Source organism: Pseudarthrobacter sp. GA104, from assembly GCF_009741265.1.
GTDB lineage: Bacteria > Actinomycetota > Actinomycetes > Actinomycetales > Micrococcaceae > Arthrobacter.
Window position 1 is genome coordinate 634511 of sequence record NZ_WOWL01000001.1, and the last position, 15993, is coordinate 650503.

At 67.6% G+C, this 15993-nt stretch carries 15 protein-coding genes; 5 read left to right on the forward strand and 10 right to left on the reverse strand.

Translation table 11 applies throughout. From position 1 onward, the window contains the following. Complete coding sequence (gene truB, locus GK109_RS02855; RefSeq protein ID WP_370460363.1) at window positions 1–939, reverse strand: tRNA pseudouridine(55) synthase TruB; 939 nt, start codon at window positions 937–939, stop codon at window positions 1–3. A gap of 120 nt (window positions 940–1059) precedes the next feature. Here truB and GK109_RS02860 point away from each other — a divergent pair, with 120 nt between their 5' ends. Beyond that, entirely contained in the window at window positions 1060–2217 is a 1158-nt protein-coding gene (locus tag GK109_RS02860; protein ID WP_197432391.1) for a pyridoxal phosphate-dependent aminotransferase, read from the forward strand. A gap of 14 nt (window positions 2218–2231) precedes the next feature. Here GK109_RS02860 and trxA read toward each other — a convergent pair whose 3' ends face one another. Next, window positions 2232–2669, reverse strand: a complete 438-nt coding sequence (gene trxA / locus GK109_RS02865; protein ID WP_157238598.1) for a thioredoxin — start codon at window positions 2667–2669, stop codon at window positions 2232–2234. Between the two features lie 2 nt (window positions 2670–2671). Further along, window positions 2672–3157 (reverse strand): nucleoside deaminase, encoded by a 486-nt coding sequence (locus tag GK109_RS02870; protein WP_157238599.1) that lies wholly within the window; start codon window positions 3155–3157, stop codon window positions 2672–2674. A gap of 181 nt (window positions 3158–3338) precedes the next feature. Here GK109_RS02870 and GK109_RS02875 point away from each other — a divergent pair, with 181 nt between their 5' ends. Then, window positions 3339–4472, forward strand: coding sequence for a ScyD/ScyE family protein (locus GK109_RS02875; protein ID WP_157238600.1), 1134 nt, complete (start codon window positions 3339–3341; stop codon window positions 4470–4472). 77 nt (window positions 4473–4549) lie between these two features. Here the strand turns inward: GK109_RS02875 and rbfA are convergent, their stop codons facing one another. The 5 genes from rbfA to rimP all read right to left on the reverse strand — a co-directional run bounded on the left by rbfA (window position 4550) and on the right by rimP (window position 10479). Beyond that, window positions 4550–5059, reverse strand: coding sequence for a 30S ribosome-binding factor RbfA (gene rbfA, locus GK109_RS02880; RefSeq protein WP_157238601.1), 510 nt, complete (start codon window positions 5057–5059; stop codon window positions 4550–4552). 236 nt (window positions 5060–5295) lie between these two features. Then, window positions 5296–8211 carry a translation initiation factor IF-2 gene (gene infB, locus GK109_RS02885; protein ID WP_321215850.1) on the reverse strand — a complete coding sequence of 972 codons (2916 nt, stop codon included), beginning with the start codon at window positions 8209–8211 and terminating at the stop codon, window positions 5296–5298. Between the two features lie 152 nt (window positions 8212–8363). Beyond that, window positions 8364–8720, reverse strand: a complete 357-nt coding sequence (locus GK109_RS02890; protein WP_157238602.1) for a YlxR family protein — start codon at window positions 8718–8720, stop codon at window positions 8364–8366. A 164-nt stretch (window positions 8721–8884) separates the two neighbouring features. Then, a complete protein-coding gene (nusA, locus tag GK109_RS02895) occupies window positions 8885–9865 on the reverse strand; it encodes a transcription termination factor NusA (protein WP_104997387.1) in 981 nt (326 codons plus the stop codon). After that, window positions 9865–10479, reverse strand: coding sequence for a ribosome maturation factor RimP (rimP, locus tag GK109_RS02900; protein WP_321215848.1), 615 nt, complete (start codon window positions 10477–10479; stop codon window positions 9865–9867). The genes nusA and rimP overlap by 1 nt, the downstream gene beginning before the upstream one ends. Before the next feature lie 104 nt (window positions 10480–10583). On the opposite strand from rimP, the gene GK109_RS02905 reads away from it, so the two are divergent. From GK109_RS02905 to GK109_RS02915, 3 genes are all read left to right on the forward strand, one after another. Continuing rightward, window positions 10584–11735 (forward strand): DUF4439 domain-containing protein, encoded by a 1152-nt coding sequence (locus GK109_RS02905; RefSeq protein WP_370460365.1) that lies wholly within the window; start codon window positions 10584–10586, stop codon window positions 11733–11735. A 135-nt stretch (window positions 11736–11870) separates the two neighbouring features. Continuing rightward, window positions 11871–12638 carry a VIT family protein gene (locus GK109_RS02910; protein WP_231754787.1) on the forward strand — a complete coding sequence of 256 codons (768 nt, stop codon included), beginning with the start codon at window positions 11871–11873 and terminating at the stop codon, window positions 12636–12638. Between the two features lie 49 nt (window positions 12639–12687). After that, complete coding sequence (locus tag GK109_RS02915; RefSeq protein ID WP_157238603.1) at window positions 12688–13731, forward strand: aminoglycoside phosphotransferase family protein; 1044 nt, start codon at window positions 12688–12690, stop codon at window positions 13729–13731. Between the two features lie 17 nt (window positions 13732–13748). Here GK109_RS02915 and GK109_RS02920 read toward each other — a convergent pair whose 3' ends face one another. Further along, window positions 13749–15140: a pyridoxal-dependent decarboxylase gene (locus GK109_RS02920; protein ID WP_157238604.1), complete on the reverse strand. Its 1392-nt coding sequence runs from the start codon at window positions 15138–15140 to the stop codon at window positions 13749–13751. 57 nt (window positions 15141–15197) lie between these two features. Beyond that, window positions 15198–15992, reverse strand: coding sequence for a TSUP family transporter (locus GK109_RS02925; RefSeq protein ID WP_321215844.1), 795 nt, complete (start codon window positions 15990–15992; stop codon window positions 15198–15200). Window position 15993 lies beyond the last annotated feature (1 nt).

A 15993-nucleotide genomic window follows, 5' to 3' on the forward strand; every position in this document is an offset into this window, starting at 1 on the left:
TCAGCCTTCACCGGGGGTGCGGGTTGCGGAGCTGCCGTTGCCCGGGGCAAACACCAGCACGGGCTTGGCGAAGCTGCCGGCATCGGCAAGCAGTGCCACCAGGCTCCCGTCCGGCGCGAAGGCGGCGGCCGGGTGGTCGGCGGTGGCCGCCGCGGGACTGCCCGGGGCGGCGCCGGCAGCGATCCTCCGGCCGAAGGAGATCTCGGTGGCTTCCTCCGCGGTCAGCTCACGGTTGGGCATCAGTGCCCGGGCAGCCTGCGACATTTCCAGGACGTTGAGTTCCTCGGCGAGCTGCTCGAGCGTGCGCGCCTGCTCCAGGGAGTACGGGCCCACGTGGGTCCTGCGGAGCGCGGTCAGGTGCCCGCCCACTCCCAGCGCCTTGCCCAGGTCACGGGCGAGGGCGCGGATGTAGGTTCCGGAGGAGCACTCCACGGTGACGTCCAGGTCCACGACGTCCGCTTCCGGGTCCCGCCGGATGCCGTGCACCTCGAAGCGGTGGATGGTGACGGGGCGGGCGGCAAGCTTCACGTCTTCACCCGAACGCACCCGGGCGTAGGCGCGTTCACCGTTGACCTTGATGGCGCTGACACTGCTGGGCACCTGCTGGATGCCACCTGTGAGCGCGGCGACGCCGTCGTGGATTGCCTGCTCACTGACCCCCGAAGTGCCTGCCGTGGCAGTAACGTCGCCTTCGGCGTCGTCCGTGACGGTGGTCTGGCCCAGCCGGATGGTGGCGGTGTAGGTCTTGGAGGTGCCCACGATGTAGGTGAGCAGCCGGGTGGCCTTGTTGATGCCCACCACCAGGACGCCCGTGGCCATGGGATCGAGGGTTCCGGCGTGCCCCACTTTCCGGGTACCTGCGAGGCGCCGCATCCGGCCAACCACGTCATGGCTGGTCCATCCCTGCGGCTTGTCCACTATCACCAGTCCAGAAAGCACGCCTCCCAGTATATCGGCGCTGGTTGATGCCCCGGCGCACGCGCCCTGCAGCAACCTGCAGCGCCCTGCAGCAACCTGCAGCGGCCTTCAGCGGCCTGCAGCGGCGCTAGGATGGCAGGCATGCCTGAGCTTGCCGCCCATGTCCGCGACGTGCCCGTCAACCAGATCCGCGAGATCACCGAAGCCGCGTGGCGGACTCCCGGCGCCCTGGTGCTCAGCATCGGCGAACCCGGCTTTCCGCTCCCCCGGCACGTCCTGGATGCAGGCATGGCGTGCCTGGACAGGGACGAGACCAACTACACCCCTAACGCGGGCATCCCGGGGCTGCGCGAGGCGTTCGCGGCCCGGTTCCGGGAGCAGCAGGGCTGCGACATTGCCGCGGACCGGGTGTATGTGGTGGACGGGGCGCAGCAGGGCCTGCACTTTGCCATGAGCCTGCTGCTCTCCCCCGGTGACGAAATCCTGGTCCCCAACCCTGGCTATCCCACGTTTGCCATGACCAGCCGCCTGCTGAACGCTGTTCCGGTGGGTTATCCGTTGTACCCGGACCACGGCTTCCAGCCCAGGCCCGGCGATATCGAGGCGCTGGTGACCGGCCGGACACGGGTGCTGGTCCTGAACTCTCCTTCCAACCCGCTCGGCGCCGTGCTGGCTGAGGACCTCACCCGCGACCTGATGGACCTGGCCCGCCGGCACGATCTGTGGGTCATCTCTGATGAATGCTACGAGGCGTTCACCTACGATGTGCCGCACATCAGCCCTGCCAGGTTCGACGGCGATACGCCGGAAGATGCCCGGGTCTTCACTTCGCTGACCCTGTCCAAGACGTACGGGCTCACCGGGCTGCGGATCGGGGCGCTGATTTGCCCGCCCGGGATCAAGCAGGAGATGGACAACGTGATGGAGTCGATCGTCTCCTGCGTCGCGTCACCGTCCCAGTACGCCGCGCTCGCCGCCCTGACCGGACCGCAGGACTACGTCCAGCACGCGCACCGGCACTATCGGGCAAACCGGGACGCCGCATCCGCCGTCCTCGATGCCAAGGGAATCCCCTACCTGAAGGCGCAGGGAGCCTTCTATTTGTGGGCGGATGTTTCCCACGCCAGCGGCGGGGACGTCCGCAGCTGGGTGCGCCGCTTCCTTGCGGATTCCGGCGTTGCCGTGGCGCCGGGGACTGCATTCGGTTCCATCGGCGAGGGCTGGGTCCGGGTTGCGCTGTGCGGAAAGCAGGATGACCTCGTAGAGGGCCTGAACCGGCTGCCCGGCCGTCACGGCTGAAGGGGCCGGTCCGGCTAGCTCCGGCTTCCGGACAGGGCCCGGTCCAGCCACGTCCGCAAAGCCTCCGCGGGAGCAGCCCCGGCCTGGCGCGCTGCCACCTTGCCGTCCACCAGGACCATCAGCGTGGGAATGGCCTGCACGTCGAACCTCCGGGACAGGCCCGGCGACTTGTCGACGTCCACCTTGACGAGCTTGATCCGGCCCGGCCGTTCCCTGGCCAGCTTGTCCAGCACGGGGCTGACCATCCGGCAGGGACCGCACCAGGCCGCCCAGAAGTCCACCAGCACCGGAACCGGCGATTGCTCGGCGACGGCGGAAAAGTCCGCGTCCCCCGCGTCCACAATCCAGGGCAGGTCAGCTTTGCAGTTGCCGCACCGCGGCCGGCCGGCCGCCTGCGCCGGGACCCGGTTGGTCTTGCCGCAGGCCGGGCAGGCAGTGAGCGCAGCTTCCATTCCTAATACTCCTTTTTGTCTTCAAACGCGCCCCACGCCTGGAACGGCGCGTCCGACGACGGGATGTCGCTTCGGGTGACGGGCAACAGTTCCGGCCGGGTCCCGTCGAAGTACTCGTAGAAGACGGCGTCGTCGAAACCGGCCGCGGCCGCGCCATGGCGGTCTGCGGCGAAATGGACGCGGTCGATCCGGGCCCAGAGCGCGGAGGCAAGGCAGAGCGGGCAGGGTTCGCAGCTTGCATAGAGGACCGCTCCCTGCAGGTCATAGTTGGCTATCGCCGTTGCTGCCGCCCGAATGGCCACCACTTCGGCGTGGGCGGTGGGATCGTTGTCGCGGGTGACGCGATTAACGCCTTCGTGCACCCGCCCGTCCGCCGTCACAACAATCGCTCCGAACGGTCCTCCTCCTTCGCCGACGTTCCTGATGGCCAGTTCCACGGCCTGCTCCAAGTACCTTGCGGTGTGGTCAGTGTCATTCGGCTCGGTCATAGCTTGATCCTAGCCAAGGGGTTGGCGTTAGGGGACGAAATAGGGGGCGGAATAGGGGGAAATCGCGGCGACAAACCGGCGGTCGGGGGCATACTCTGGCGGCCAGGGGTCCCTGAATCATTTCCTTCCGTGAGGCTTCATATCCCGGCCCACTTTTGGGCGCCAACCCCGGAGTACCCAAATGACGAGAAGGCTAACCATCATCGCCTGCGTGGCGGCTGCAGCCGTCATCGCACCGGCATCTCCGTCCTGGGCCCGCGACGAAGCCCAGGACCAGGAGGTCCTGGCCGACGGCCTCGTTTCGCCCCTGCATCTGGCCGCGGGAACAAACAAGTCGGTCTACGTCACCCAGGACTTCGCGGGGACGCTGAGCCGCGTGGACCGTGACAGGACTGTCGATGCCGTTTACCAGGCTCCGGAAGGCTGGGGCGTGGCCGGGGTGGAAACACGCGGCGCCACGGCCTTCTTCCTTGAAGCCAAGGGGGCCGGCCAAGGTGTGCCGGCGGCGTTGGGCGGGTACCTGAAATCGATCCGCCCCGGAGGCGAGGCCGATACCATAGCGGACCTCGCTGAATACGAGCGGACCATCAACCCGGACGCCGGCCAGCATTACGGTTTCGCCTCCGGCACAAGCGGCCAGTGCCTTGAGGAAGCCGCCGGCATCCCGGATGCCCCGCCGCCCCAGTACACAGGCGCCCTGGACTCAAATCCGTACGCCACCTACGTGCAGGCCAACACGGCGTACGTGGCTGATGCCGGAGCGAACGCAATCCTCAAGGTCAACATCAGCTCGGGCGACATCACCACACTGGCGGTCCTGCCGCCGCGGCCCGCAGTGCTCACGGCGGAAGCTGCGGCCACGCTGGGGGCGCCTGGCTGCGCAGGGTTCGAGTATGCATTCGAGCCTGTTCCCACGGATGTGGAGATGGGTCCGGACGGCTGGCTGTACGTGTCGTCCCTGCCCGGCGGCCCGGAGGTTCCCTCGCTTGGTGACCGCGGCGCGATCTTCAAGGTCAATCCCTGGACCGGCCAGACGAAGCTCTGGGTCGACTACATCCTCAGCCCCGCGGGCCTGGCAGTGGCGAATAACGGCGACGTGTACGTTGCATCGCTTTTCGGCAACCAGATCCTGAGGTTCATCGCATCGAAGGGACACCGTACCGAGTTCCTCGCAGTCGAATCACCGGCGGACGTCGAGATCCGCGGGGGCACGCTTTACGCCACGGTGAACGCATTGGCTGGACCCCCGCACGGTCCCGGCGGGGCGCCCGCGGGGCCGCCGGCCGGGAAGGTCATCGAGGCCGACCTCCGCTAGCGGGCGATAGAGATCTTCTGGGAAGCAGAAGGCCCGGACCACACATAGCGGTCCGGGCCTTCTGCTGCGCTCAACGGTTACTTGTGGCCGTCTTCGTCGAGTTCCTCGTCGTCACCGAGGTCAAGGTCCTCTTCGTCGAAGTCGTCCTCGTCGATGTCCACATCTGCGGAAGCGTCACTCTTGTAGGGGTCGGCGTCGCCCGCGTGCTTTGCCTGGGCGGCAAGCGCGGCAACCTCGGCGTCACGCTTCTTGGCCTCCCGCAGCAGTTCCTCCAGGTTGGAGGCAACCACGGGAATCTGGTCGGCGACGAATTCGAGGCTGGGAGTCAGCCGGACGGTAATGTTCCGGCCAACCTCCTGCCGAAGCACCCCCTTGGCCTTCTCCAGTCCCTTGGCGGCGTCCGCCTGGACAGCCTGGTCGCCAAAGACGGTGTAATACACAGTGGCATGCTGCAGATCATTGGTCACCCGGGCATCAGTGACGGTAATGCCCTCCAACCGAGGATCCTTAACCTTCCGGCCCAGGGCCTCAGCAACAACAACCTTAATCCGCTGCGCCAACTTGGCAGCACGTGCCGGATCAGCCATGAACAACTCCTAAAGAAAAAAATTTGGGCGGCGCACATCAGCGCCAATCGATTTGGTGACCGGGAGTGGCATCTAAGGAGATGGCCGAGGGCCCCGAGCCGAGCTTGCGAGGGTTGGGAAGGCCAGCTCCGCTACCGGAGCTGGGCGGCAGAGGATCGCAAGATCCTTTGCCGCCCAGCGTAGGGGCGGGGCGCCCCCAAAACTCGGAGGCTCCCGGCCGCTAGTGCGAAACCAGCCTAAACGCGCGGCTTCTCACGCATCTCGAAGGTTTCGATGATGTCACCTTCGTTGATGTCGTTGTACGACCCAAGGCCGATACCACACTCGAAGTCCGTGCGGACCTCGGTGGCGTCGTCCTTGAAGCGCTTGAGCGTCTCAACGGTGAGGTTGTCACCGATGATCTTGCCGTCGCGGCTGATGCGTGCCTTGCTGTTACGGCGGATGATGCCGGAGCGGACGATCGAGCCTGCAATGTTTCCGAACTTGGAGGAGCGGAAGACTTCGCGGACCTCGGCGGTACCCAGCTGGAATTCTTCGTATTCCGGCTTGAGCATGCCCTTGAGCGCCATCTCGATGTCATCAATTGCAGAGTAGATGACGGAGTAGAAGCGCATGTCCACGCCTTCGCGGTCTGCCAGTTCGGCAACGCGCTCGGCAGGCTTGACGTTGAAGCCGATGATGACGGCGCTGTCCACTGTTGCCAGGTTGACGTCGTTCTGCGTGATGGCACCAACACCGCGGTGGATGACGCGCAGCTGCACGCCTTCGCCGACGTCGATCTTGAGCAGGGCGTCTTCGAGGGCTTCCACGGCACCGGACACGTCACCCTTGAGGATGAGGTTGAGGGTGTCGATCTTGCCTTCGGCGACGGCCTGGTCGAAGTCTTCCAGGCTGATGCGCTTGCGGCGCTTGGCCAGTGCGGCGTTGCGGTCCGCGGCTTCGCGCTTCTCGGCGATCTGGCGGGCGGTGCGCTCGTCAGCGGTCACGAAGAAGGTGTCGCCTGCACGCGGGACGTTTGACAGACCCAGCACCTGGACGGGGCGGGACGGGCCGGCCTCGGTCAGGGCGCTGCCGTCGTCGTCGAACATTGCGCGGACGCGGCCGTGGGCCGTGCCTGCAACGATGGTGTCGCCGACGCGCAAGGTACCGGACTGCACCAGGACGGTGGCAACCGCACCGCGACCCTTGTCCAGGTTGGCTTCGATCGCGATACCGCGGGCGTCCTTGTTCGGGTTGGCGCGCATGTCCAGGGCAGCGTCCGCGGTGAGCAGGACGGCCTCGAGCAGCTCGTCGATGTTGAGGTTCTGGCGGGCAGAGACCTCCACGAACATGGTGTCGCCACCGTACTCTTCCGGAACCAGGCCGTACTCGGTCAGCTGGCCGCGGACCTTGTCCGGGTTGGCGCCTTCCTTGTCGATCTTGTTCACGGCCACAACGATCGGCACGTTGGCCGCCTGTGCGTGGTTGAGGGCTTCAACGGTCTGCGGCATAACGCCGTCATCCGCTGCGACCACCAGGATGGCAATGTCGGTGACCTTCGCACCACGGGCACGCATGGCGGTGAACGCCTCGTGGCCCGGGGTATCGATGAAGGTGATCTTCCGGTCGTCGCCTTCATGGTTGTGCGTGACCTGGTAGGCACCGATGTGCTGGGTGATTCCACCGTGCTCGCCGGCCATGACGTCGGACTTGCGGATGGCATCGAGCAGGCGGGTTTTACCGTGGTCCACGTGGCCCATGACGGTGACAACCGGAGGACGGGCCTCAAGTTCTTCGTCGCCTTCGGCTTCGAGCTCGGCATCGAAGTCGATGTCGAACCCGGACAGCAGCTCGCGCTCCTCGTCTTCCGGAGACACAACCTGGAGCTTGTAGCCCAGCTCCTCGCCCAGCAGGGCAAAGGTCTCTTCATCCAGCGACTGCGTGGCCGTGGCCATCTCACCGAGGTGGAAGAGGACAGTCACCAGCGCGGCGGGGTTTGCCTCGATCTTGTCGGCGAAGTCCGTGATGGACGAGCCGCGGCGCAGCCGGATCACAGTGTTGCCGTCGCCGCGGGGTACGCTCACGCCACCCAGCGACGGGGCACTCATCTGCTCAAGTTCCTGGCGCTTTGCACGCTTCGACTTGCGCTGCTTGCCGCGTCCGGCGCCGCCCTTGCCGAAGGCACCCTGGGTACCGCCGCGGCCGCGTCCGCCCTTGCCGAAGCCACCGCCGGCGGGAGCACCGCCGCCGCCACCGGGACCACCGGTTCCTGGAGCGCCGCCCGGGCGTCCGGGACCACGGCCGCCGGCACCGGGACGTCCCGCACCGGCCGGAGCCGGGCGTTCAGTACGGTTGGGCATCATGCCCGGGGTGGGACGGTTTCCACCGGCACCACCTGGCCGCGGTGCACCCGGACGGGGACCGCCTGCACCTGCCGCGGGTCGGGGGCCACCCGCACCTGCCGCGGGGCGGGGGCCGCCCGGACGGGGACCGCCTGCACCTGCTGCGGGGCGCGGACCACCGGGACGGTCGCCGTCAGTACGGCTTCCACCCGGACGGGGCATGCCCTGGGAGGTGGCAAACGGGTTGTTGCCGGGACGGGGAGCACGCTCGCCGTCGCCGCCACGGCCGCGGGGCATGCCCTGGGACGTAGCGAAGGGGTTGTTGCCCGGACGGGGACCGCCAGGACGTGGTGCCGAGCTGCCCTGCCCGGATCCGCCGGAGCGGGTGGGTGCAGCAGGGGTTTCGGCTTTGGGTGCCGGCCGGGCGCCGGGCTTTGCCCCGGTGGTCGGAGCGGCCTGGGCAGGGGCGGCCGGAGCGGCCGGTGCGCTGGCAGCGGGTGCTGCCGGAGCAGCCGCCTGTGCCGGTGCTGCCGGAGCGGCGGGGGCCGGTGCCTGCGCCTGCGGAGCGGGAGCCTTGGGGGCGGCCGGTCCGGGAGCGGGGGTTGAGGGGCGTGCTTCTGCCGCCGGGGCGGGAGCCTTGGGGGCTGTTGCCGGAGCTGCTGCCTTGGGGGCGGCATCCGGGAAGGCGTTGCGCAGCTTCCGCACAACGGGGGCCTCAATGGTGGAAGAGGCGGAGCGAACAAATTCGCCCAGTTCCTGCAGTTTTGTCACTGCATCTTTGGAAGTAATACCGAGCTCTTTTGCGAGCTCGTGTACGCGGACCTTGGCCACATTTCTCCTGTCTCGGTCCGCACCGAGCCAGGCACGAACCGTCTACTTCTTACTGCGGGCCCAAGCCGCGATTACTGCAGCAGGGCCCATTGCAGAGCGCAACAAAGTTGTCATCGTTACGCACTCATCGCTGGGAACTCATCGGGTTTCCATCAGATTTCTGACCCGCTTTCAGGTTGGACGGTTGGTGTTGCAGTTGCCGGAGCGCCTGCAACGTACGCGCCTGACTTGATCCGGCGTTCGACGGCGGCGGTACCGGCCGCGCCCCCCAGGGCACGTCCGAATGCACGCCGCTTGATGGCCAGAGCCAGGCACGATTCGCTGGGATGCAGCCATGCACCCCGGCCAGCCATCCGGCGTCGTTCATCCACCAGGACAGCGGTTGATCCGCTGCCTTCGGCGACGAGCCGGAGTAACTCAGACCGCAGCCCCTTCTTTCGGCATCCGATGCAGGTACGCTCCGGCTGATTCCCGCTTGCTACTGGCACGGTCATCTTCCTGACGTTCATACTTGCTGGCCGCAGACGGCCCACTCCGCGGTAAGCGGAACGGGCACGCCCAAGGCGCACGACTGCCGGCCGTTAGGCGCGGTCTTTACTATTCTAGCCCCTCCCGGCCGTTCTGCCCGAAACTGCGGGGGCGTTTCCGGCGCGGGAGGACGGCGGGAGGCCGCTTAGTTGTCCCGGGCCTGGGCGGCGTCGGACACGATGTCAATCCGCCAGCCGGTGAGCTTGGCCGCCAGCCGCGCGTTCTGGCCCTCTTTGCCGATTGCCAGGGAGAGCTGGTAGTCCGGAACCACTACGCGGGCGGACCGGGTGGCCTCATCGGTGATGGTGACGGAATTCACTCGCGACGGCGACAGCGCGCTGGCAATGAAGGTAGCCGGATTCTCGCTGAAATCGACGATGTCGATCTTTTCGTCGTTGAGCTCGTTCATGACGGCGCGGACACGCGACCCCATCTCGCCGATGCAGGCACCCTTGGCGTTGATGCCGGGAACGTTTGCCTTGACCGCGATCTTGGTACGGTGGCCGGCTTCCCGGGCCAGTGCCACGATCTCGACGGAGCGGTCGGCGATCTCCGGCACTTCCAGTTCAAAGAGCTTGCGGACCAGGCCGGGGTGGGACCTGGACAGGGTGACGGACGGGCCCTTTGAACCACGGTGGACGTCAATGACCAACGCGCGCAGCCGGTTGCCGTGGATGTATTTCTCCCCGGGAACCTGCTCGGGCGGCGGCAGCAGCGCTTCGACGGAGCCCAGGTTGACCTGGATCATGTGGGGGTTGTTGCCCTGCTGGATGGTGCCGGACACCAGCTCGCCTTCGCGGCCCTTGAATTCGCCCAGCACGTTGTCGTCCTCAACGTCACGCAGGCGCTGCAGGATGATCTGGCGCGCGGTGCTGGCAGCGATCCGGCCGAACCCCTCAGGGGTGTGCTCGAACTCACCAATGGGGGCGCCGTCGTCGTCAATCTCCACAGCCCAGATGGTCACGTGGCCGCTCTTGCGGTCCAGTTCGGCACGGGCCTTTTCGAAAGCGCCGGGCGACTTGTGGTAGGCCACCAGGAGCGCCTGCTCAATGGTGGGGATCAGGAGGTCCAGCGGAATTTCACGCTCACGCTCCAGAAGTCTCAGTGCGCTCATGTCAATATCCATCAGGCCTCCTCAGAAGGTCCATTGTGTTCAGGTTCCAGACCGTCCTCAGAGAGGTGGCTGAATTCGATCTCGACTTTTCCGTTGCGGATCCTGTCGAAAGGAAGCTTGATGGGATCGCCCTGCTTGGGCTTCATGCCCTTCTTCACAGCGATCTCCGGGATGATCGTCACTCCCCCGTCATCCACTGACTGGATGCGGCCGGTGACGTTGTCCCCCTGGACAACATTGACCTTGACCATGCGGCCCTTCGCGCGGTGCCAGTGGCGCGGTTCGGTCAGGGGGCGCCCCACGCCGGGCGAGGAAACCTCGAGATCGTAGGGCCGGCCGTCGTCGGCGGGATCGTTGTCCAGGACGTCGGACAGGACTCTCGAGATGTCGGCAATGACATCAAGGCCGACGCCGCCGGATTCCTCCTGCGGCAGGTCCACGACGACGTGGACCACCCGGTGGGAACCCGCCAGGATGGCCACGTCCTCCAGGTACAGGCGGTTCGCCTGCACCGCTGGTTCAAGGAGCGCGCGGAGGCGGGCAGCTTCGGGGTTGTTTGCGGGTGCGGCATCAGCCTTACCCGTTCCGGTCAGGTCCGATGAAGCCGTGGCTTCTGAATTGCTCACGATGCCCGCCGCCTCCCTATAGATGATGTTGTGTGTACTAGCGTAGCTATTTTACCGGTCCGGCGGGACGGAGATTCCCAGCCGGCGTGACACCATGGTCTGTTGTGAAAGACGACAATCGGGAAAACCGCCCAGTGCTGCGCTATTTCCGGTACGCCGTTGTTTCGTTCACGGCCTTCCTTGTCCTCAGCCTCGGATTCGCCCTGATCCCCGCGGAACCGCCGCCGCCCGCGGATCCGCCGTTCTCCGAGCAGGCCAGGATGGCCGCGCTGGATGATGCGCTGGAGCTGCGGACTGCCGCCGGGCTGCTGTCTGCCGCGACCGCAGCCGGCGGCGCCCCGGATACTGCCGGAAAAACGGCCGCCGTGGACGCGGCTGTGACATTGCTGACGCTGCAGGCGCGCACCCTCCTTTCGCCGTCGGATTGCTCCCCTCTCCCCCAACCGGCGACGGCGCTTCCCACGACGCCGCTTCCCGGCCTCGCAGGGCTGGCTTCCGCGCTCTCGGCCAGCGGAGTGCAGCGCCTCGCTGACGCGGCAAAGGCCGACGGCGGGATGGCGCGGCTCCTGGCCGGCGCCGGCACCGCCCAGCTGCTTGCCGCCGAGGATGTGGCCGCGGCCGGCGGCATCGCCGTGGAAACACTGCCGCACGCAGCCGCAGGGACCCCCGCAGCCACCCCAACCTCGTCCCCCGCGGGATCCGCCTGCCCGTCACTTCCTCCGGCGCCAGAGGGCCCTCCCACGCCCGCGGCGCCTGCATCTGCTGGACAGGAAACAACCGGCGCAGGGACGGCTGCAGCTGTCGCCGGTGCGCTTTCAGCAGCCCTGGCCGCCGAACAGCAGAGCGTCTACGCCTACCAGGCGGCCCTCCCCCGCCTGGCGGCCAAGGACGCCGGCGCGGCGGGAGCGTTCCTTGCCGAGCATGAAGACCTTGCCGCCGAAGCGACGGCGCACACCCGGGCAGCATGCAGTGCCGCACAGGCGCAGCAGCCCGGCTACGTCCTGGACCCGGATTTCCTTGCCGCCCCGGCTGCCGGGCTTGCCCGCCTGGAGCTGGTGTCGCTGCCAGCCTTCGGGGACGTCATTGCCCTTGCCGACGGCGGCACGCGGGAGTGGGCCATCTCCGCCCTTCAGGCCGCGGCACGCCGGGCTGGCCATTGGGGCGGCGACCCTGGGCCGGTTCCCGGCGTCGTCCTCGACCAGGACCAGCTGCCGGACCTTCCCGCCAGTTCCGCCACTGCGCCGACAGGACCATGAGCTCCGGGGGCGCGGCAGCACTTCTTCTCCCATCATTACGGCACCCACCCCCACTCCGACGAACCCGCTCCGGGCGGCGTCTTTCCTGCCAGGGCAGGGTGGCCCCGGAAGACTTCTAATGGTTTGCTGAAGAGCATGGACGCATACGAACCGGCCGAACAGGGTGCAGCGGACGCCGGGAGCCCGGAACTTCGCCGCCATCTGGAGACTGAACCGCACGGCAACGACACCGCCCAGCGGCTGAACTGGCTGCGGGCGGGCGTCCTGGGCGCCAACGACGGCATCGTCTCGGTGGCGGCCATCGTGGTTGGCGTGGCAGGGGCCACCGCCGAGTCCGGTCCCATCCTCGCCGCGGGGGCCGCGGGACTGGTGGGCGGAGCGGTGTCCATGGCGCTGGGCGAGTACGTATCTGTGAGCAGCCAGAGCGACAGCCAAAAAGCCCTGATAGAGAAGGAACGCCGGGAGCTGGCCGAGCAACCGGAGGAGGAGCTGGCGGAACTCACCGCCATCTACCTTGCCAAGGGCCTCAGCCCCGAAACAGCCGGCAAGGTGGCCCAAGAACTCACGGCCCATGATGCCCTGGCCGCGCACCTCACCGCCGAGCTCAACATCGACGAGACAGACATCGTGAGCCCCTGGCACGCGGCCTTCGCTTCGGCCGTGGCCTTTATCATCGGCGCGGTCCTCCCGATGCTGGCAATCCTTCTTCCGCCGCCGGAAATCCGTGTTCCCTTGACCTTTGCTGCTGTCCTGGTGGCACTGGCCCTGACCGGAGCACTGGGCGCGTGGATCGGCGGCGGTTCCAAATCCAGGGCCGCGGTCCGGGTGGTGGTGGGCGGCGCCCTGGCCCTCGCCGCCACGTTCAGCATCGGCAGCCTGCTCGGCGCCACGGGCGTGGTGTAGGGCCTGCATCCCCCGGGGCAGCACTGCCGTTGCCCTTAGGCTGGGACTGATGAGCCAGCCAACGGTACTCCCCATCCCTCCGGACCTTGCCGCGCGCTACGGCGGCACCCCGGAAGGCCGGGCCTGGCTGGCTTCCTTGCCCGGCATCGCCGAAAGCCTGCTTGACCGGTGGCGCCTTACCTCCGGCCTTGGTCCCGGCGTCATGCCCTGGAACGGCCATGGTGCGATCGTCATTCCGGTGGTCCGGGAGGACGGCTCCCCCGCTGCCCTCAAGATCGCCTTCCCCCACGACGAAGCGCGGGCGGAGCGGCATGCGCTGGAACTGTGGAACGGGCGGGGCGCCGTCGCGCTGTTGGCGTCGGATGCCGGCACGTGTTCCATGCTCCTCGAAAGGCTCGACGCCGGGCGCCCGCTCAGCGACCTGCCAATGGCTGACGCCGCGGCGGTGTGGGGTGGACTGGTCCGCCAGTTGAGCATTGTTCCGGACGACCGGCCGCAGTGGCGGGAATTCGAGCACATCGCCGCTCGTGCCGAACAGTGGAGCGATGACCTGCCTGCGGATTGGGACCAGCTGGGACGCCCTTTTCCACGGTGGCTGCTGGAAGCGGCGCTTGAGGTGTGCCAGACGCGCGGGGCGGTGGGCCGCCGCACGGCGCGGGACGTCCTGGTCCATACTGACCTGCACTACCTCAACATCCTGGCCAGGCCGGGCACGCGCGGAACAGGCGGAAAGCCGACGCCGGGCGGCTTCGCAGCCATTGACCCCCAGCCCATGATCGGTGAACCGGAATTCGGCGTGGCCCCGCTGTTGTGGAACCGCCTGCCGGACCTGCCGCTGAACCAGCCCGAAGCCGGCCTGCGTCAACGCTGCGCGGACTTCAGTGCCGCAGCCGGCCTGGACCCCGATGCGGCCCGGCAATGGGCCGTGGCCAGGGAAGTGGCCAACGCGCTGGGGTACGCCGGAAAGCCTGGCCATCGCGGCGACCTGGCGAGGTCCCTCTGGGTTGCCAGCACCCTCGCCGGGCGCACCCTGGAAGGACTGCCACCGGCCCACGCCTTACCGGAGCCCGGCCAGGCCCTGGGGCCAGGCTGACCGGCGACGTTCCCGGGTCAGGTGCCGCGCACGGCGGCCAGTGCGGAACGGATCGCGTCCACGGCAGTGCCCGCCTCGTCCCCTTCGGTGCGCCAGTTGCTGACCGACACCCGGAGGATGTCCCGGTCCCGCCACCGTGAGCCGGACATCCATACCCTGCCGTCCCCGATGACGCGGGCCGTCACCGCCCGGGTGGTGGCGTCGTCGCCGAACGCCACGCAAACCTGGGTGTAGCCGACGTCGTTCAGCACTTCCACGCCGTCCAGCCCGGCCAGCCCCGCGGCGATTTCCGAGGCCGCGGCGGCCATTCCCTCCACCTGGGCTGCAACGCCGTCGGAGCCGAGGCTCTTCAGGGCTGCCCACACAGTCACGCCGCGCGCCCGCCGTGACAGCTCCGGGACCTTTTCGAAGGGATCGCCGGGACCTTCCGCGTCATGCACCAGATAGCTGGCATGCAGGCCCATGGCAGAGCGAAGGGCTGCAGCATCCCGGACAATTGCGATGCCGCAGTCGTAGGGAACGTTGAGGGTTTTGTGGGCATCCGTTCCCCAGGAGTCCGCATCCTCATAGCCACGGATCAGATGCCGCAGTTCGGGGGCTGCGGCGGCCCACAGGCCGAAGGCGCCATCCACATGGACCCAGGCTCCGTGTTTCCGGGCAACGCGGATGGCTTCGGGGAACGGGTCAAAAGCGCCTGAATGGACGTTCCCTGCCTGGAGGCAGACTAATGCGGGGCCTGAGCCTCCAGCCAGTGCTGCGTCCAGGGCTTCGGGGATCAACCGCCCCTGGCTGTCGGCGTCCACCACCACGGGCTTGCCCAGGCCCAGGTAGCGCAGGCCAAGGTCCACGGTGTCATGCCGTTCCCGCCCCACCAGGCAGCGGACCCTCGGAGCGCCAAACAGCCCGTCACTGTCCAGGTCCCAGCCGGCGTCCGCAAGCAGCCGCCACCGTGCGGCCGCCATGCAGGTGAAATTCGCCATCGTCGCGCCGGTGACGAACCCGACGTCGGACTGTCCAGGAAGTCCCAGCAGTTCCAGGAGCCAACTGCCCGCGCCCTCCTCGATTGCTGCCACCGCCGGGGCCGCGTAGCGGAGGCAGGCGTTCTGGTCCCAGGCACTCACCAGCCAGTCGGAGGCAAGGGCGGCAGGTAACGTCCCGCCTATCACCCAGCCGAAGAACCGGGCGGAGGGCATTGCCATGAGCCCCGGCTCTGCCGTCTTTGCCAGCAGGTCCACCACGTCTTCAGCGGGCATGCCCTTCCGCGGCAGCGGGCCGCCAAAGGCAGCTGTGAGGCGGTGGGCGCCCACCGCCGGACCCACCGGCCTGTCGGAAAGGCTTCCCAGCCAGGCCGTGGCGTGGCGTGCCGCTGCCGCCAGGGCCCGGTGGTACTCGTCGTCGCCGTGTGACATATCTGCATGCTACGCCTCCGCCGGCCGGGCCTCCGAGCCTGCTTTTCCGGGGCGGTATCAGGCGAAGTTTTCCTGCCAGGCGTCGTAGCCGAGCTTGATGATGAGGGCCGACACCACCACAAGGAAGACCACGCGGACAAAGCGGCTTCCCTGTTTGACTGCTGTCCTGGCTCCGAGGTATCCGCCCGCCATATTGGCCGCCCCCAGCAGCAGGCCCAGGCCCCACAGGAGGGAGCCGTGGGGCAGGAAGAACAGCAGTGCGCCCGCATTGGTGGCCATGTTGACGATCTTGGCTTTGGCGCTGGCTTCCAGGAAGGCATACCCCATCGCCGAGACCAGCGCGATGACCAGGAAGGAGCCTGTCCCCGGACCGATGAGGCCGTCGTAGAAACCAATGACGGCCCCGATCAGGCAGGCAACCACGTAGTGCTTGCGGCCATCATGCCGCAGGGCGGTGATGCCGCCAACGTCCGGCTTCAGTGCTGTGAAAAGGGCGACGGCGACCAGCGCCGTGACGATGATGGGCTTGAAGACAGTGGCGGGCAGGGTCGCTGCCAGCACGGCGCCGCCAAAGCTGCCCGCCAGGGCGATCGCGGCCATCGGCAGCGCCGTCCTAAGGTCCGGTCCTACGCGCCGGTAGTAGGTGGCAGCACTGGTGGCTGTGCCGAAGATGGACCCCATCTTGTTTGTCGCCAGCGCTTGGACGGGGGTGATCCCCGGGACCAGCAGCAGGGCGGGGAGCTGGATCAGCCCGCCCCCTCCTACCACTGCATCCACCCAGCCGGCGGCAAAACCGGCAAGCACGATTAAGAGGAGTGTTGTCAGCCCGAGCGATTCGAGTCCGAACTCCACT

Bases quoted from the DNA above. Each gene is read 5' to 3' on its own strand.
- GK109_RS02860 (WP_197432391.1), top strand. From the start codon at position 1,060: ATGCCTGAGCTTGCCGCCCATGTCCGCGACGTGCCCGTCAACCAGATC.
- trxA (WP_157238598.1), bottom strand. From the start codon at position 2,669: ATGGAAGCTGCGCTCACTGCCTGCCCGGCCTGCGGCAAGACCAACCGG.
- GK109_RS02870 (WP_157238599.1), bottom strand. From the start codon at position 3,157: ATGACCGAGCCGAATGACACTGACCACACCGCAAGGTACTTGGAGCAG.
- GK109_RS02875 (WP_157238600.1), top strand. From the start codon at position 3,339: ATGACGAGAAGGCTAACCATCATCGCCTGCGTGGCGGCTGCAGCCGTC.
- rbfA (WP_157238601.1), bottom strand. From the start codon at position 5,059: ATGGCTGATCCGGCACGTGCTGCCAAGTTGGCGCAGCGGATTAAGGTT.
- GK109_RS02890 (WP_157238602.1), bottom strand. From the start codon at position 8,720: ATGAACGTCAGGAAGATGACCGTGCCAGTAGCAAGCGGGAATCAGCCG.
- nusA (WP_104997387.1), bottom strand. From the start codon at position 9,865: ATGGATATTGACATGAGCGCACTGAGACTTCTGGAGCGTGAGCGTGAA.
- GK109_RS02910 (WP_231754787.1), top strand. From the start codon at position 11,871: ATGGACGCATACGAACCGGCCGAACAGGGTGCAGCGGACGCCGGGAGC.
- GK109_RS02915 (WP_157238603.1), top strand. From the start codon at position 12,688: ATGAGCCAGCCAACGGTACTCCCCATCCCTCCGGACCTTGCCGCGCGC.
- GK109_RS02920 (WP_157238604.1), bottom strand. From the start codon at position 15,140: ATGTCACACGGCGACGACGAGTACCACCGGGCCCTGGCGGCAGCGGCA.